We start from the raw sequence: 18,074 nt of genomic DNA, 5'->3' as shown, positions 1-18,074 counted from the left end.
CTTTTTGCTTATCTGCTTTTCATACAGCCAGCACGCGATTAGCGCCTCAACTGTTATCAAAGATTATAAAATTCAAGGGATCAGTGATGAGCTCGAAAAAAACGTAGAGCTTTACATTAAGCAACTGGTCGATGAAAAAACTTCCAAGGCGTTAAGGCGTCACGCAAAAAGCCAGGTTGAAATGAGTTTAAAAGCGCTTGGTTATTATAAGCCGACAATCAAAATTAGTTTCGATAATGCACAACAGCTTTTAATTGTCGATGTTGAACGTGGTCCTGTTACCCGAATTGCAGATATAAACGTCACTATCACAGGCGACGGTAAAGATGACGCTGAATTCATGTCTGCCGTTAACAGTATCAAAATCAAACAAGGTGACTTTTTAAATCACGGTAAATATGAGGCCGCAAGAAAACGTATTGAAAGCCAACTATTAGACTTAGGTTATTTTGATGCAAAATGGCATGAGCATAAATTGGCAGTTTCGCTAAAAAATAATAGCGCAAAAGTCATTTTTAATGTCGATACTGGACCCCGTTATCAGTTTGGTGACATCACCATTGGTAGTGAGACCCCAGCCGAAAAATACATTCGTTCGCTGGCTGAATTTAAACAAGGTCAGCCTTATAAAGCGACCGAGATTTCTGATTACAACTTAGCACTGTCGAGTACCCCTTACTTTGCCAGTGTTCGTGTGTATGCAGATATTGCAAAACGTAAGAATAACCAAGTGCCTGTGAATGTTGATGTGTTACATAAGCCTGCCAATAGTTATGAAGTGGGTGGCGGTTATAGCACTGACCTTGGACCAAAAGTCCGTTTTAAATGGACGAAGCCTTGGATCACCGAAGATGGCCACTATTTAGAAAGTAACCTCAATGTGTCTGAGCGCCAGCAAGATATTTCACTTGGCTACACGGTACCAGTTGACGACCCTAATGATGATCTTTGGCGCTTTTCTGTAGGTTACAAACTCGAAGATGAATTAACCAATGATTTATACAGCCGTATATTCACGGGGCAGCTTCAGCGGCAGTGGCTCACTGATGACGATTGGGTACGTACTGCTTTTTTAAGACGTGATTACGAGACCTATCGAATAGGGGATGAAGAACAAAGCGCAAAAATGCTGATGCCTGGTATTAGTTATGCCAAAAAAGACACCGAGGGGGGTACAACGCCTTATGAAGGCTATCAATGGATGATGTCAGTAGAGTTTGGTTTAAAAGATATGATGTCTTCAACCAATATTTTGCGCTTACAACTGCAAAATGCCTGGTTAACTACTTTTGCAGATCGCCATATGCTTTTCTTAAGAGCCAACCTAGGTGCCATGCTCGTCGATAATATAAATGATGTGCCGTTATCACTGCGTTTTTATGCCGGTGGTGATCAGAGCGTGCGTGGTTTTGCCTATGAATCTATTTCGCCTGAAGATGATGAAGGGCGCTTAATTGGTGGTAAATATTTAATGAGTGGCACCGTTGAATATAACTATCAATTTGCTGAGCATTGGCGCGCAGCTTTATTTGTCGATAGTGGTACTGCGACTAATGATTTTAGTGATCGCGTCGAAGTCGGTGCCGGTTTTGGTTTTCGGTATTTAACGCCGGTTGGCCCGGTGCGTATCGACCATGCTTGGGGTTTAACAAAAGAAAGTAAAAGTACCCGATTAAGTATTACCATAGGGCCTGAAATCTAATGAAGATGTTAAAAAAGATAACCAAGGTTCTATCAATCACGTTGGCAAGTTTGCTAGTTATTGTGTTTTGCTTGCTATTCACCGCACCCGGTAATCATTTTATTGCATACACAGCGAATAAGTTAGTTGATGGCTTAAAAATCAACCTACCATCTGGGCGTTTTTTATATAACGATGCGTTTGATGTTCACTTTGAAAATCAAGGCATCAAGCTTGATGCAAAGCAGCTAAAAATTGATTTATTCTGGTGGCGTTGTGATGGTATTTGCTTGGATAATTTAAGCGCCCAGTCGATTGATCTAAGCATTAAAAGCCAAGCTGTATCAACTGAGCAGAGCACTGAAGCAGAGCCTGAAGTTGAACAAGCTGGTCAAATCAGCTTACCTATGAAAGTTGCAGTTAAGCGTGTTGCAATTAATCGCTTTAATCTTGTGCATCCGAGTGCCGATGTAACAGTCAACAAATTAAATTTAAGTGGTCGCGGCGAAGCATCGGATATTACAGTGGATACACTAACCATTGCTGATGTTGTTGTGATGCTGCACGAAGCAAAAGAGCAGCCTAAATCAACGCCATTAACAGAGCTGCCAGCATTACCATCACTCGATATTACACTACCGATTAATGTTGAGTTAAAGCAATTTCAAATCAGTAAAGTTGCCGTTACCCCTTATGGTGCTGAAGAGGCTCAGCTTGTAGAAAATATCGAATTAGTTGCGTCTGCAAAGGGGAGCGATATTAATCTTGAAAAGCTTGCTGCAAGTTATCAGCAATGGCAATTGCACTCTAATTTAATGGCAGAGCTTTCTGGTGAAAATACAATTGAGGGAGCAGTGTATGTAAAAAGCACTAAGCATCAAGCTAAGTTATCGCTTTCAGGCCCGCTTGAGGATTTAAAGTTAGATTTAGTAACGCAAGGAACATACCCAGCAGAGTTAAAAGGGGCTGTGAACCTACAACAAACAAATTACCCATTTGATTTAATGGGCCAGATAGCAAAGTGGCAAATAGCGACAGATACACAACAGCTGCAATTATCGGACTTTGATTTAATAGCGAAAGGCCATGCCGATGCTTATGCTGTCGATTTGAGCCTTGTCACGCAGTTAGACGCATTACCTGCAATGACTGTGAAATCGCAATTACAAGGTAGTTTAACAAACGCAAAACTTGAACAGTTAAGCCTCAATGCAAATGACAGTAAAGCAGACATTAACGCATCAGTTGATTGGTCGAATGGGGTAAAAAGCGAATTTGAAGGAGTTTTAAGCCACTTAAAAGCCCAATACTTAACGGATGCACTAAGCAGTGATTTATCTGGTGAATTTAATGGTTCATTTAACTTACGCGCAGGTGAGTGGCAGCTTGCCTTAGATAACACACAATTAAATGGTTCAGTTAATGAAGTGCCAGTGACCTTGTTGTCGGATTTTGAACTTGATAGCAGCCTGCATGCGAGTTTTAAAAAACTTGAAGTGAAAAGCGGTAAAAATGAAATTGCGCTATCGGGACAGGTTGATGATGTATGGCGTGTCGACGGTAAATTGCGCTTAGATGCAAGTGGTCAAGATATCTTGCCTATGCAAGGCAAGGGCTTTGCAGATTTGAGCTTACGTGGTGAGCGTCTTGCGCCAACGGTTGATTTAAATCTAGTTCTTAATACATTGAGCTATCAAGATATTCAGGTTGATGGTTTAACATTAAAAGGGCAATTTGATTACGCTGCAGACTGGCAAACGGATGTGTCATTGGTGCTTGATTCTGCATCTATTAGCGAACACAAAATTAATCAAATAGAGTTAGACGCCAGTGGCGATAAAACAGATCACCATTTAACTTTTTTACTCGATGCAGCTCAAGGCAAGGCATCATTTGATGTAGACGGTAAATTTAATAAAGAAACCTGGCAAGGTGCGCTGAGCCAAATTCTTGTTACCGATAATCAGGTGCGCTTTGGCACTAATAAACCGGTAAATATTCAACTAAATACCAAAACCTTTGACTTTAATGTAGGCGCGCACTGCTGGCAAAGTGATAACTCAAAACTATGCTTTGAGACCTTGCAGCAAACTAAGCAACTAGGCCAGTTAAATGCACAGCTTGCAGCGCTATCTATTGCTGAATTTAAACACTTCTTACCCGATAACTTGAAAGTAACAGGCGATGCAAACGGAGAGTTTGTTGCTAATTGGAATAATGGTGCACTAAAAACCATTCGTGCCAATATCAAAACTCAGCAGCTTGAAGCATCTTTAATTGATGACGCAAATGTTTATAAATTACCGATAGAGGTTTTAGATATCTCGGCAATGAGTGATGAGCAAACGGGTAAACTTAATGCCACAGTTGATTCATCTGTATTAGGTAAAGTGACGTCAGAGCTCCACATTGATGATATTCAAAATCAACAAACCTTAGCGGGCGATTTGGTTATTGAGAAAATTGAGTTAACAAACCTACGCCCCTTTATTGCTTCACTTGAGCAATTAACAGGCGACATAAAAGGCCGGTTAGCAATCGCAGGTACTTTAAAAGAGCCATTACTTAATGGGGATTTTGATGTCGAAAAAATCAATCTAGAAGGGGCAACCTTGCCGGTATCGCTGCAAAATTCTTATGTGAACATTGCCTTTAATAACCAGAGTGCAAAGCTCACTGGCGAGCTCAAAGATACCGAAGGGGGCGCGCTTAATTTATCTGGCGGTGTTGATTGGCAGCAAGATTTACCTGACGTTAACGTGAAGTTAAATGGTAAAGAGTTCTTTGTGCGTGCCCAGCAAGATGTCACCTTTAAAGTGTCGCCAGATTTAACTATGTCGTTAAAAAATAATGCGTTTAATCTTGATGGCCAAGTTGTAGTGCCATGGGGACGTATTGCCATTGAAGAGCTACCAGAAGGTGCTGTGCAAGTCAGCGATGATGAAGTGATTGTTGATATTGAGCAGCAACAGTCAGAAAAAGTCCCTTTTGACTATGCCATAAATCTAAAGGTGTTGGTTGAGAATGATGTGCGCGTTGATTCGTTTGGCTTACAATCGAAAGTTGAAGGCGACATAAACATCAGCATGGACCAAGTTACACCTATGATAGCAACGGGTGAATTGAACCTTGTTCAAGGTACCTATCGTGCCTTTGGGCAAGACTTGCAAATTCGCACCGGTCAGGTGGGCTTTAGTGGCTCTATTGATAAACCGTACTTGAACATTAAGGCAATTCGTAATCCGGATAATACATCTAATGGCGTGATTGCAGGTATTACGTTAACGGGTAATGTTGAACAACCTTCATTAAAAGTATTCTCAGAGCCTGCGATGGACCAAGCCCAAGCATTGGCTTATTTATTAAACGGGCAACCTCTTGATGAAGGAGATAGTTCAACCGATGCGATGCTCACCCAATTACTACTTGCCCAAGGTGTAAATCGCAGTGAAGGTGTGGTATCTAAAATCGGTGAAAGCTTTGGTTTGTCTGATGTCAGCTTAAGTTCAAGCGGCAGCGGGGATGACACTAAAGTTGAAATATCTGGCTACGTTACACCGGGTATTCAAGTAAAATACAGTGTTGGTATTTTTGATTCATTAAGTGAAGTGGCAGTTCGTTATCAATTGTTGTCGCAATTGTACATCGAGGTCACCAGCGGCCTTTATCAAAATGTTGATATTCTTTATAAATTTGATTGGGACTAATACCTGTACTTGTGATCAAGCATCGCTTTTACTTGCTTATTAGGGCATAAGTTAATAGGCTGAATTGTCAATTACTTAAAAGATAATAACAATGAAATTAAGTCTATTAACTCTGTGCTTTGGCGTAGCATTAGCTGCACCAATTGCTGCAAAAGAAACAAGCCAAAAACGTTCTGCTGGTGAAATCATTAAAACCGCAAGTAGCAGTGAGTGGCGAGCAGTCAGTGCCGAGAACGTCATTAAATTAACCTTACCTACGGGTGCTGCTTATATTGAACTAAACGATAAACTAGCGCCCATTCATGCAAATAACATGCGACAGCTTGCCAAAGAAGGGTTTTATCAAGGCCTCAGTGTGTATCGTTTTGTTGAAGGGTTTGTCGCGCAGGGCGGGGATGCCAGCGAAAGTAAGCCCGTTAAAAATGCCAAAAAAGGGTTACCTGCTGAGTTTTATCTAAGCACTGAGACTCCTTTAACGATTACAGAGCTTAAAGGGCCTGATGGCTATGCCACTAAAACGGGCTTTTTAAATGGCTTTGCTGTGGCACAAAACCAAAGCCAAACCGAAACATGGCAAGTTCATTGCCCAGGAATTTTTGCCATGGCACGCGGGAATGATATCAATTCCGGTGGTACCGAATTTTATGTCACCATCGGCAATAGCCAGCGCTATTTAGATCGTAACATCACCGTGTTTGGTCGTGTTTTAGAAGGCATGGAGCATTTTAATCTATTGCAGCGTAAAGCCACTGAAGGTCAGGTATTTAATCCCATCACAGATATGCAAGTTTTAGCTGATATTAAAGACACTGATAATAGTGAGTTTCGGGTGATGAAAACAGACTCAAATGCGTTTAAAGACCTCATCGAAGCGCGTAAAAATCGAGTGGAGGCGTGGTTTGTCGAAAGCCCTGATCACATCGATGTTTGTGCAATGCCAATTCCAACTGAACGGATTATGCCAACTCGCAATAATACTTAATCATTTTGAGGGATTAAATCTGTCGCTAACTGCGTTAAAAATCTCTCATTTAGAACAACTAAATAACGAAATTTTTGCCTTGTTAGCAACGAGATTTTATTGCCTCAAAACTGTTCACTTAATTAAGCGAATTGGCATAAATAAAGCCATGACCACCTGATAGATTATTTGATACAATATCAGTCTATTGGTTAAGAAATATAAGGGTATCGGGTGGTTAACCTAGGTCCGCTGTTCGGCGAATTAAAAACGTGTTTACGCAAAGATCAATTCATCTTCAAAAAACGCCTTCATGGCATTAAAAAAATCAACGATGAGACTAAGCAAGCAAACATAGCGCAAAAAATCGCAGAAGATATTAGTCGTTCGCAGCAATTGCGCGAGCAACGTTTGGCTGCATTGCCTAAAGTGACCTACCCAGAGCAACTTCCTGTTAGCCAAAAGAAAGATGACATTAAACAGGCGATTGCCAATAACCAAGTGGTGATCATCGCCGGTGAAACTGGCTCTGGTAAAACGACGCAGATCCCTAAAATGTGTTTAGAGCTTGGCCGCGGTGTTGATGGATACATTGGCCACACCCAGCCTCGTCGACTCGCGGCTCGAAGTGTCGCGAATCGTATTGCAGAAGAAATGCAATGCGAGCTAGGTCAACAAGTGGGTTTTAAAATTCGCTTTAGTGATCAAGTTTCTGACAATAGCTACATTAAATTGATGACAGACGGTATTCTGCTGGCTGAAATTCAACAAGACAGATACCTAAATCAGTACGATACTATCATCATCGATGAAGCCCACGAACGTAGCCTGAATATCGATTTCATCTTAGGCTATTTAAAAAATTTACTGCCAAAACGTCCTGACTTAAAAGTTATTATTACCTCAGCGACGATTGACCCAGAGCGTTTTTCTAAACATTTTGATGATGCACCCATCATCGAAGTATCCGGTCGAACTTTCCCAGTAGAGCTTCGATATAGACCAACCACTGAAATCAACAAAGACGAGATGGAAGCGGATGGTGACCAATTGCAGGGGATATTTGATGCCGTTGATGAGCTTTGCGATGAAGGCCCCGGCGATATTCTGATTTTTATGAACGGTGAACGAGAAATTCGCGATACCGCTGATGCGTTATCAAAGCGAAACCTCAAAGGCACTGATGTTTTACCGCTCTATTCGCGTTTATCAAACGCAGAACAAAACCGAATTTTTGCGCCGCACAGCCGCCGTCATATTATTTTAGCCACCAACGTGGCTGAAACATCACTAACGGTGCCGGGTATTCGCTATGTTATCGATCCTGGTACCGCGCGCATCAGCCGTTATAGCTATCGTACCAAGGTACAACGATTACCGATTGAGCCAATTTCACAAGCCAGTGCCAATCAGCGAAAAGGCCGCTGTGGTCGTATTGAAGCGGGTATCTGTATTCGTTTATATAGCGAAGAAGACTTTAACTCGCGCCCAGAGTTTACCGACCCTGAAATATTACGTACCAACTTAGCTTCTGTTATTTTGCAAATGCTTGGTTTAGGGCTTGGCGACATGCAGCAGTTCCCGTTCGTGCAAGCGCCGGATAGCCGAAATATCAACGATGGTTTAACGCTACTTGAAGAACTCGAAGCAATTAAGCCAGCTAAACGTCACAAAAAGACTGAGCTTACTAAATCAGGCAGAAGCTTAAGTCGTTTACCGGTTGATCCACGGTTAGCTAAAATGGTGCTGACTGCCGATGGCTTAGGTGCACTACGTGAAGTGATTATTATAGTTGCGGCATTGTCGATTCAAGACCCAAGAGAGCGACCACAAGAAAAACGCGGTGCAGCGGATGAAAAGCATGGCCGTTTTGATGACCCTGATTCAGACTTTATCGCCTTTTTAAATCTGTGGAATTACCTTGAAGAGCAGCAATCTGAATTGAGCAATAGCCAATTTAGAAAGTTATGCCAAAAGGACTTTTTGGCCTATATGCGGATCCGCGAATGGCAAGATATTGTTTATCAGCTATCAACGGTATGTAATGAAATGGGCATGAAGGCTACTACCAATGTTGCTGATAGCGAGCGAATTCATCAATCTTTATTAAGCGGTATGTTAAGTCATATTGGTTTTAAAGATGAAAAACAAATTTATAAAGGCGCACGCAACAGCCAGTTCCATATTTTCCCAGGCTCAGGATTATTTAAAAAGAGCCCAAAATGGATCATGTCGGCAGAGCTTGTTGAGACCAGTAAGCTTTATGCTCGCATCAACGCGCGCATAGACCTAAAATGGGTTGAAGGCTTTGCACAGCATTTAGTAAAGCGTAGCTACAGCGAACCGCACTGGGAGAAAAAGCCGGGTGCAGTTATCGCGTTTGAACAGCAAACCTTGTATGGCCTATTAATTGTTAATAAGCGCCGCTGTGTTTATAGCAATATTGATCCGAAAGTAAGTCGCGAGTTATTTATTCGCACCGCCTTGGTAGAGCAAGAGCTGGGTCAAAATGAAGGATTTTTACAATATAACCAAGAGTTAATAGAAGATATTCAAGTTCTTGAAAATAAATCTCGTCGCCGAGATATCTTGGTTGATGAACAAACCTTATTTGAATTCTACGACAAGAAAATTCCGCAAGATGTAAATAATCGTGCCGCGTTTAATAAGTGGTGGAAAGGGCAAAAACAAAAAGATAAGCGCTTTTTGCATATGTCTCGAGAAGAGTTAATGCAGCATGGTGCCGATCATGTTACCGAGTTCGATTACCCAGATACATGGCAGCAAGAAAACTTGCTATTACCACTGGCATATCACTTTGATCCAGGGCAAGCCGTTGATGGTGTTGCGGTACAAATTCCAGTAGCGCTGTTAAACCAAGTACAAGAAACCGGTTTTGATTGGCATATTCCTGCATTTAGGCATGAGTTAATTTGTGCGCTTATCAAGTCGCTACCAAAAACAATTCGTCGCAACTTTGTGCCTGCGCCAAACTACGCCGATGCGGTACTCGCTGCAATTGAGCCGATGCAAGGTAACCTAATTGATGCAATTAGCACGCGTTTATTGCGCATGACAGGAGTGCGTGTTGAGCCTGATGCATGGGATTTATCAACTCTTGCACCGCATTTACGCTTACAGTTTGAAGTACGCGATGAACACGATAAGTTACTCGCTCGTGGTTTAAATCTATCTAAGTTAAAAGCCCAGTTACAAGGCAAGGTAACGGATACCTTATCGAAAGTAGCCGACAAAGGCATAGAAAAAGCTGATTTGACCGAGTGGAGTTTTGGTGAACTACCAAGTTCTTACGTGAAAAAACAAGGCCAATATGAGATTAAGGCGTTTCCAGCGCTGGTGGATAAAAAAGACTCAGCCGCGGTTGAGTTATTTGATAATGAACACAAAGCACAGCAGGCTCACCAACAAGGTTTACGCCGCTTAGTGTTATTAAACGTGCCATCACCGATTAAGTATTTACAACAAAACTTACCGAACAAATCTAAATTAGGTTTGTACTTTAATCCGTTTGGTAAGGTCAATGACTTAATTGATGACTGTATTGCTGCTGCCGTCGATAGCTTATTAATTAAATATGGCAATATTCGCACTGCAGATGCGTTTGAAAAAGCGAAAGAGCAAATTCGCGGTGAGCTTGGTGATACGGTTGTTGAGATCGCTACCCAAGTAGAACAAGTGTTGAGTATTGCTCATGGGTTAAATAAACGTATGAAAGGACGCGTTGATTTAACCATGATAACAGCGCACGGTGATATTAAATCACAGTTACAAAGCTTAGTGTTCAAAGGCTTTGTTAGCCAGCACGGCGCAGCAAAAATGACAGATTTAATTCGTTACTTAAAAGCCATTGAGCGCCGCTTAGAAAAGCTCCCTGTTGATCCTAACCGTGATAGGTTGTGTGTGCTTGAGCTTGAAAAAGTAGCTGAGCAATATCAAAAATTAGCGAATAAAATTCCTAAGGGTATGCCAACTCCTGAAGAGATCAGTGCGATATTTTGGATGCAACAGGAGTTACGTGTTTCTTTATTTGCACAAACACTAGGGACGCCTTATCCTGTATCTGCTAAACGTGTTTTAAACGCAATTAAAGAATGTGAGTTATAATACTAAGGAATGAGCAATGAGGTTTACGCCTCCTTGCTGTAAGTTACAAACACTGGTGCTAAAAGGAGATTATGTGGGCATTGAAAAGGAAAGACCTATCTCAGTTTCTGAGCGTACGGTAAATCGACCGCGACCAACTATTTTGGTCGTCGATGATGAATATTTTAATTTTGAAATGCTCAAAGCAAGCCTTGGAGATGAGTTTTCATTAAGTTATGCAAACTCAGGCGCATCGTGTTTAACTTCAGCCATTGCAGAGCCGCCAGATGCTATACTACTAGATGTTTGTATGCCGGGCTTAGATGGTTATGATACGTGCCGCTTACTAAAAAACACTCCAGAAACAGCGCAAATTCCTGTTGTCATGGTGTCTGGGCTTGAAACCGAGCTTGAACAAAAAGCAGGGTTTGATGCCGGGTGTGACGCCTATGTAGTGAAGCCTTTTTCTGTTAAAACATTAATAGAGAAAATAAAAACACTGGTATAGGAGGCCATATGTTTCATGAGGAGAAACGCGACTTTCGCCGCATGCAAATTCATACCCCTGCAAAACTAATCCCATTAGATGTTGTTAATGGCGAAGAAATTCAGGCAATGTGCACTGATTTAAGTGCAACAGGGCTGGCAATTCACCTTGATGAAGTTTTAGAAATAGGCAGTCTTTATCGGGTGTTAATTGCTTCGACTAGCACGGCGATTACTTCATTTGATGCAACAGCCCGTGTTATACGAGCAACCAAGGAGCAAGATGGCTCCTTGAGTGCCGGTTTAGAAATTGTAAATTTTAATTAGTAAACTTTACAGATCAGGCCTTTAAGATAAAAGCCTTCTGGGTAGCTGCCAGCAATTGGGTGGTCGGCAGCTTGGTTTAGTCGCTCCATAATTAATAAGTCTTTACCTGCATCAAGGGCAGCATCCGCTACCACTTTTTGAAATAAATTTTGTTCCATTAATCCAGAGCACGAGAAGGTAAGTAAGGTTCCACCTGGTTTTAAGATTTGCATCGCAATCATATTAATATCTTTATAACCACGGCATGCACCCGTTAACTGCGCTTTGTTGTCAGCAAATTTTGGTGGGTCCATAACAATAGTATCAAATTGCACACCTTCATCACGGTATTGGCGCAACAACTTAAAAACGTCTTGTTTCACGAAATCAATTTTAGATAAATCAAGGTTGTTATGCTCAACGTTACGCTTTGCAGTTTCGAGCGCTGGCTGTGATACATCGACGTTAGTAACGTGTTTACAACCACCACGCAAAGCATAAAGCGAGAAAGTACCTGTGTAGCTAAAGCAGTTTAATACGGTTTTGTCTTTAACAAAGCGCTCAAGGGCTGCACGGCTATCACGTTGGTCTAAGTAAAAGCCTGTTTTGTGGCCTTCAAGAATGTCTACTTCGAGTTTTAAGCCATTTTCTTTAATGATGACTGGCGCTGTTGGCTCCTTCCCCCAAAGTAGGCCCTTGATTGGCTCAAGGCCTTCTTTGGTACGAACATCAACATCTGATCGCTCATAAATATCGCAGCCTGGGAAAATAGTCATAAGTGCGCCAACAATTTCACCTTTATGACGCTCTGCACCGGCACTTAGTAGTTGGCACACCAGTACATTATCAAATTTATCGATAGTGATGCCTGGCAAGTAGTCAGACTCAGCAGCGCTTAAACGAAAACCCGTTAAACCGCCTTCGCTGATCACCTGTTCGCGCGCATCATAGGCACGGCGTAGACGTTTTACAAAAAATGCCTGGTCAATGATTTCGTTTTGATCGAAGCTCCATACGCGAGCGCGAATTTGCGACTGCGGGCTGTAAGCTGCAATCGCTAAAAACTTGCCGTCATTGTCATAGATAGTGACAGTATCACCTAGGCCTGGCTTACCTTTTACTTTTTTAATGGCTTTTGAGAACACCCAAGGATGTTTTCTTTTTAATGATTTTTCTCGTCCAGCTTGCAGGTAAATAGCAGATGACATAGGGATTCTCGCGTCAAACAAAAGGGGGCATAGTTTAATGAAGCAGTGGCAAACATACAATGAATGTTTTGAACAAATCCAGCAACCACGCTAAAGTAAGCATAATTTCAATCAGTTAATGGTGATAGCTAGTATATGCAGCCAGAAATAGACTTTGCAGCGTTAGAAACTCAGTGTCGAGACTTTATTTTGTCTTTACTCCATGCCGATGTCGCACACGATATTAGTCATATTGAGCGAGTCGTGAGGGTTGCAAAACAATTATGTATTGCCGAGCAGGCAGAAATGGCTGTGGTGTTACCCGCAGCTTGGTTACATGATTGTGTTGCGGTTGCTAAAAACCACCCCGATCGGGCAAAAGCATCAACCATGGCTGCAGACAAGGCGTTAAGCTTTTTAGCTTCAATTAATTATCCTGAGCAGTATTTTAGCGCTATTCATCATGCTATTGCGGCACATAGCTTTAGTGCCAATATCAAAGTAGAAAGTGTTGAAGCGCAAATAGTGCAAGATGCAGATCGAATGGATGCATTAGGTGCAATTGGTGTGAGTCGCTGCATGAAAGTAGGGGGCTCAATTGGTCGCTATCTGTATCATAAAGACGATCCATTTTGTTTAAACCGCGAACCTGACGATACAAAATACACCCTTGATCATTTTTTCATTAAGTTATTACACATTAGCGAGAGTATGAACACGCCATCAGCGAAAGATGAAGCCAAACGACGCACAGCTTACATGCTTGAATTTTTAGAGCAGTTAAAAACCGAAATTGGTGAGTAATATGGCTATTCCATCTTTATGTGGTGTTGATCATTGCCACTTAAATGTTGATGATTTATCGACTGCGCTAAAGTGGTATCAACAAGTGCTCGGTTTTAGTGTAGTACCAGAGCTTGCTTTTTGGGATGAAGGAAAAGGGCCTTTAACTTTAGAAGACCAAGCAAAAACAATTCGTTTAGCATTGTTTGAAGCTGAGGGTAGAAGCAAAGGTATTGCCTTTGGCGCAAATGCAGCACAGTTTTTAGCGTGGCTTGAGCATCTAGCTCAATTTGATATTAAAACAATTGTTGCCGATCACGGTGTTACTTATTCAATGTATTTTAAAGATTGTGCAGGTAATAGCCATGAAATAACTTCTCATGATTATGATGCAATTAAAAAAGGCCTCAAATGAGACCTTTAATTCGTCATTAGCTAGTATAAGTGTTTTTGATTTCTATAATGCTATCTATTTGGCCAATAAATAAATCAACTAATTGCGGATCAAAATGCTTACCTGCCTCATCTTTTAATAAGTCGAGGGCTTCTTCAACCGACCACGCTTTTTTATAAGGGCGTTTTGATGTTAATGCATCAAACACGTCAGCAATTGTGACAATACGCCCTTCAATACTGATCTCTTCGCATTTCAGGCCATACGGATAACCCGTACCATCCCACTTTTCATGGTGTTCAAGGGCAAGCTTATGAGCAAGCTGTAATAGCGGCGAAGTTGAGTTCTCTAAAATTTTCGCACCGATTAAGGCATGCTGTTTCATGTGCTCGTATTCGTTTTCGTTTAAGCGACCAGGCTTTAATAGTACTGAATCAGGAATGCCTATCTTACCAACGTCATGCATCGGCGCTGCCTGTTTAAGCTGCTCTGCCTCGTACTCGCTCATGCCATAGGCAAGGGCGAGTACTTTACTGTAGCGGCTCATTCTTGCAATGTGCTCACCGGTGTCGGTGTCTTTGTATTCTGCAGCGCGGCCTAAACGTTGGATCAAATCAATATGGGCTAATTGCAGTTGCTCAGCTTGCACTAAAGATAAATGATTTTTAACCCGCGCCCTGACAATCGCAGGGCTAATTGGTTTGGTAATATAATCGACTGCACCTAGAGCAAAGCCTTCAGACTCATCCTGCTCATGGGAAAGTGCGGTAACAAAGATAACAGGAATATGAGCGGTTTTAGGATTTGCTTTCAATACTTTACAAACTTCAAAGCCGCTCATATCTGGCATCATAATATCGAGCAAAATCAATTTAGGAGGTTCGTTCTCAATAAGCTGAAGAGCAAGCTCGCCAGATTTTGCAAATGATAAGCGATAATCATTAGCGAGTACTTCACGGATCACTTTTAAATTGGCTGGTTCATCATCGACGACCAAAATTCTTGCACGTTCTGAGATTTGCGTCATACGTGTTCCTTAGCAGCTTGGAGAGTATGCTTTAAAGCTGATAAAGCAGTGCTTGCTGCATCAAAGTCAAAGTTTTCAAAATGCGCACAAATTTCAACAACCTGATCTTGGTAGGTTGCCGGTGCTTGGGATTGCACCAGGCTTAATAAATCATCGTCTATTTCTGCATGCTCAGCTTGCGCTTGCAGTGCCTCTATTTGGTTAATAAATGCGCCCAACGACGTTTCGAGTATAGGTTGCTGATTTGAACTAGGTTGTTGCTGCTCTGCAAGCAATGCAATCAGCGTTTGCCATTCCTGTTCGCACTCGGCAATGAGTGTAGGGAAGCTTTCCTTTTCACGTTCTTTCTCAGCGTTTGATAACAAATATAATAATTTTGCCAGGGCTAAATTACCTGCGACTCCTTTTAGAGTATGCAAAATTGCTTTTTGTTCTTGTTCGCTGAGTTTCTGATCCTTCAGTTGTAGAATACTCTGCTGATGATTGCTTAGGAATAAGCCAATTTCCGTATTTAACTTTTCTTTGCTTCCCCACATCAAAACGCCTTTGTCGTAGTTGATGTGTTTTTTCTCATCAGCGCTTTTATTACTAGTGACTTTATTTACTTCTAAACCAAGCACTTTCGCGATTTCATGGTTCAGCTGGTTAATATCAACGGGTTTATTTGCAAAGCCATTCATACCAGCTTGTTTTGTGGTAATTTTATCTTGTTGTAAAACACTCGCCGTCAACGCGATGATAGGTGTAATTTTTAAGCATCTGGCTTTTTCAATTTCACGGATTTCTTTACAGGCCGTAATGCCGTCACATTCCGGCATATGAATATCCATTAAAATCACATCAAAGCTTTGCTGCTCGAATGCTGCAATGGCTTCAAGGCCATTTTGAGCGGTAATGATGGTGTGTCCAGCTTGCGATAATAAAATGTTCAATAGCTCAACATTTTGTTCAATGTCATCAACCACTAATATGCGAAGTTTTGGTAAGTTTAATTGGTTGCAAGTTAAGGTATCGACTTGGCTGATATCACCTTCTTGTAATGGTAGGGTAAAGTAGAAGCAGCTGCCTTTGCCTTCTTCACTGATAGCACCAATTGAACCACCCATTAATTCAACAAGCTGCTTACTAATAGTTGTGCCAAGACCTGTGCCACCAAATCGGCGTGTCATGGTACCATCGGCTTGTTCAAAAGGCTGAAAAATAGCATCTAAGCGGTGCTTGGCTATACCAATACCACTGTCTTGCACTTCGAAAAACAATTGCTTGTTTTGAGTTTGGCTCACAGTGATAGTCACAGAGCCTTGCTCTGTAAACTTAATCGCATTACCGATGAGGTTATTCATTACTTGGCGAATACGAGACTCGTCACCAATATAAATAGGCGCAATATTTTCAGAGATGATCAAATCAAGCAGGATATCTTTTCGCTTCGCCTCAAGCCAAAAGGTCGATACGATGTTGTCTAGTAGTGCTTGTAAGTTAAAGTGCTCTGCATGAATATCGAGTTTGCCTTTTTCTAATTTTGCAGAGTCAAGCACTTCATTGAGTAAATGCAGCAATGAGCGAGCCGATTTATTTACGGTAATAATATGTTTTTGTTGCTCTTTACTGAGTGGGCTATCCATTAATATATCGCTAAAGCCGATTATGGCATTCATTGGTGTGCGAATTTCATGACTCATATTTGCCATAAATGATTGTTTTGCTTGTGCTGCGGCTTCCGCTTCTTGTTTTGCCTTTTTTAGGGATTCTTCATATTCGTGACGAGCAGTGATATCAACGAGTACACCATCAATCCACTTTTGTTGAGTATCACTATTTTCGTTAATTGTTCCTTGGTCTAAAACCCAGACAACTTTCCCAGTTCTGTGGCGAATACGGTACTCAACAGCATATTGGTTTTTTTCTGCTATGGCTTTTTCAATAACTTCATCAATATGCGCTACATCATCATTATTGATGATTTGGGCAAATGTAACGGTGCCATCGGTAAACTCTTGAGGGCTATATCCTGTTAAATCAGCAACACTCGGGCTTATAAATTTCATTGTCCAGTGCTCGTCTAATAAGCAACGGAATACAGCGCCGGGAGTATTGTTCATTAAGGTACGGTATTGTTGTTCTTTTTCTTCAAGACTTTGCTGCAGTGCACGTTGCTCAGTTAAATCAGTTATAAAGCCTACAAAAAGTGTCTCTGCGTTAGGTTGTTTAACTTCACCAAGGCCTAACCGAATCGGGAATAAGTGACCATCTTTATGTTTTGCAAATACATTACGGTTAACGCCTATAACTTTTTTGACTTCGTGCCTGCTACTATCTGCTAAGTAACCATCGTGTTGTGCGGCAATATCGTCGTTCATCAATAGTTTTACGTTTTTGCCAAGCACTTCGTCTTGGCGCCAACCAAAAATAGTTTCTGCGGATTTATTAAAGCTTAGAATAATTCCATGAATATTAATCGTTACGATGCCATCTATTGCAGTGCCTAAAATGGCATCTAGGCGCGACTCTTCAGCTGATTTTTCTGCTAGTAATAAACGAAAACGCACCATGCCATTAATAATGCCAACCAGAGCAGTCAACAACACGGTGGCAAATGAAACGCTTATAGCTATAAAAGTGAGTTGCGACGTTTGAACGTTTTCAGATAATAAAGGAGAGGTTGCAACAAAGCGTGTTGCGGCCATTCCCATGTAGTGCATACCTGCCACAGCAAAGCCAAAGATAATGGCGCAGGTGACGCGGGTTTGTAACACTGTGAGCTTTTTAAAATGCTCACCTAAGTGAAAGCGCGTATATAAACCGACAAAAGATAATGCAACAGCCACCAAAATTGATGCTGCAAACCAAGCCGGGTCGTAACGAAGAAGAGGGCTCATTTGCATGGCTGCCATGCCTGAATAGTGCATCGCACCAATGCCAGAGCCAAGTAATACAGAGCCAATTAGTAGCTTTATTGTTTTTGGTATTTGCTTTAGATCTTTTCGTTTAAAAAATGAAAAAGTGGTATAGCAGGCTAAAAATGCAGGAATAAACGAAAAAAATGTCAGCGCTGGGTCGTACTCTATGGTGGTGCATAAAGAAAAAGCCAGCATGCCGATAAAGTGCATACTCCAAATGCCGCCAGACATCACTAAGGCACCTGTCGCACAGCCTAATTTACGGTATGAATCGAATTGTGTTCTGTTTGCTAAATCAATGATATGAAGCGAAAAATAAGCAGCAAAAATAGCCGTAGCAATAGAAAGAGCAACTAAACTTGGATCATAAACGCCACTCACAATTAAGCTTGGGTCTTGATCGGTGATAAAAAATTTCGCGAGCATAATATTTTTTTGAAACGGCTTGTAATAGCAGTCTAATACAAATTGTGGTGAATTTAGAGAAAAACCTATCACTTAAGTACGTAGGATTCAAAACCTTGGCTATATTTAATTA

The 18,074-nt window shown here is 41.4% G+C and carries 11 protein-coding genes; 8 read left to right on the top strand and 3 right to left on the bottom strand.

Annotation, left to right across the window (positions count from 1 at the left end; translation table 11 throughout):
* Nucleotides 1-4: 4 nt before the first annotated feature.
* The 6 genes from KQP93_RS11170 to KQP93_RS11145 all read left to right on the top strand — a co-directional run bounded on the left by KQP93_RS11170 (nucleotide 5) and on the right by KQP93_RS11145 (nucleotide 11,266).
* Nucleotides 5-1,702 carry an autotransporter assembly complex protein TamA gene (locus KQP93_RS11170; protein ID WP_217876777.1) on the top strand — a complete coding sequence of 566 codons (1,698 nt, stop codon included), beginning with the start codon at nucleotides 5-7 and terminating at the stop codon, nucleotides 1,700-1,702.
* The gene (gene tamB / locus KQP93_RS11165) at nucleotides 1,702-5,388 is read left to right on the top strand and encodes an autotransporter assembly complex protein TamB (RefSeq protein WP_217874440.1); all 3,687 of its coding nucleotides are present in this window, start codon (nucleotides 1,702-1,704) and stop codon (nucleotides 5,386-5,388) included. The genes KQP93_RS11170 and tamB overlap by 1 nt, the downstream gene beginning before the upstream one ends.
* Before the next feature lie 91 nt (nucleotides 5,389-5,479).
* Nucleotides 5,480-6,370, top strand: a complete 891-nt coding sequence (locus tag KQP93_RS11160; protein ID WP_217874439.1) for a peptidylprolyl isomerase — start codon at nucleotides 5,480-5,482, stop codon at nucleotides 6,368-6,370.
* A gap of 213 nt (nucleotides 6,371-6,583) precedes the next feature.
* Nucleotides 6,584-10,474, top strand: coding sequence for an ATP-dependent RNA helicase HrpA (gene hrpA, locus KQP93_RS11155; RefSeq protein ID WP_217874438.1), 3,891 nt, complete (start codon nucleotides 6,584-6,586; stop codon nucleotides 10,472-10,474).
* Nucleotides 10,475-10,649: 175 nt separating this feature from the next.
* Entirely contained in the window at nucleotides 10,650-10,961 is a 312-nt protein-coding gene (locus KQP93_RS11150) for a response regulator transcription factor (protein WP_440590136.1), read from the top strand.
* Between the two features lie 8 nt (nucleotides 10,962-10,969).
* Nucleotides 10,970-11,266 carry a PilZ domain-containing protein gene (locus tag KQP93_RS11145; RefSeq protein WP_062566996.1) on the top strand — a complete coding sequence of 99 codons (297 nt, stop codon included), beginning with the start codon at nucleotides 10,970-10,972 and terminating at the stop codon, nucleotides 11,264-11,266.
* Here KQP93_RS11145 and KQP93_RS11140 read toward each other — a convergent pair.
* Nucleotides 11,263-12,453, bottom strand: a complete 1,191-nt coding sequence (locus KQP93_RS11140; RefSeq protein ID WP_217874434.1) for a class I SAM-dependent methyltransferase — start codon at nucleotides 12,451-12,453, stop codon at nucleotides 11,263-11,265. The genes KQP93_RS11145 and KQP93_RS11140 overlap by 4 nt on opposite strands.
* A 135-nt stretch (nucleotides 12,454-12,588) precedes the next feature.
* Here KQP93_RS11140 and KQP93_RS11135 point away from each other — a divergent pair, with 135 nt between their 5' ends.
* Complete coding sequence (locus KQP93_RS11135) at nucleotides 12,589-13,236, top strand: HD domain-containing protein (protein ID WP_217874433.1); 648 nt, start codon at nucleotides 12,589-12,591, stop codon at nucleotides 13,234-13,236.
* The gene (locus KQP93_RS11130) at nucleotides 13,229-13,630 is read left to right on the top strand and encodes a VOC family protein (RefSeq protein WP_217874431.1); all 402 of its coding nucleotides are present in this window, start codon (nucleotides 13,229-13,231) and stop codon (nucleotides 13,628-13,630) included. The genes KQP93_RS11135 and KQP93_RS11130 overlap by 8 nt, the downstream gene beginning before the upstream one ends.
* Before the next feature lie 16 nt (nucleotides 13,631-13,646).
* On the opposite strand, the gene KQP93_RS11125 is transcribed toward KQP93_RS11130, so the two are convergent.
* Both KQP93_RS11125 and KQP93_RS11120 read right to left on the bottom strand, forming a co-directional pair.
* Nucleotides 13,647-14,636, bottom strand: a complete 990-nt coding sequence (locus KQP93_RS11125; RefSeq protein WP_217874430.1) for a response regulator — start codon at nucleotides 14,634-14,636, stop codon at nucleotides 13,647-13,649.
* Nucleotides 14,633-17,962 (bottom strand): PAS domain S-box protein, encoded by a 3,330-nt coding sequence (locus tag KQP93_RS11120; protein ID WP_217874428.1) that lies wholly within the window; start codon nucleotides 17,960-17,962, stop codon nucleotides 14,633-14,635. The genes KQP93_RS11125 and KQP93_RS11120 overlap by 4 nt, the downstream gene beginning before the upstream one ends.
* Nucleotides 17,963-18,074: the final 112 nt, after the last annotated feature.

The organism is Pseudoalteromonas shioyasakiensis, assembly GCF_019134595.1.
Lineage (GTDB): Bacteria > Pseudomonadota > Gammaproteobacteria > Enterobacterales > Alteromonadaceae > Pseudoalteromonas > Pseudoalteromonas shioyasakiensis_A.
The sequence above is the reverse complement of the archived record's forward strand: the minus strand, read 5'-3'. Positions and strand labels throughout refer to the sequence as shown.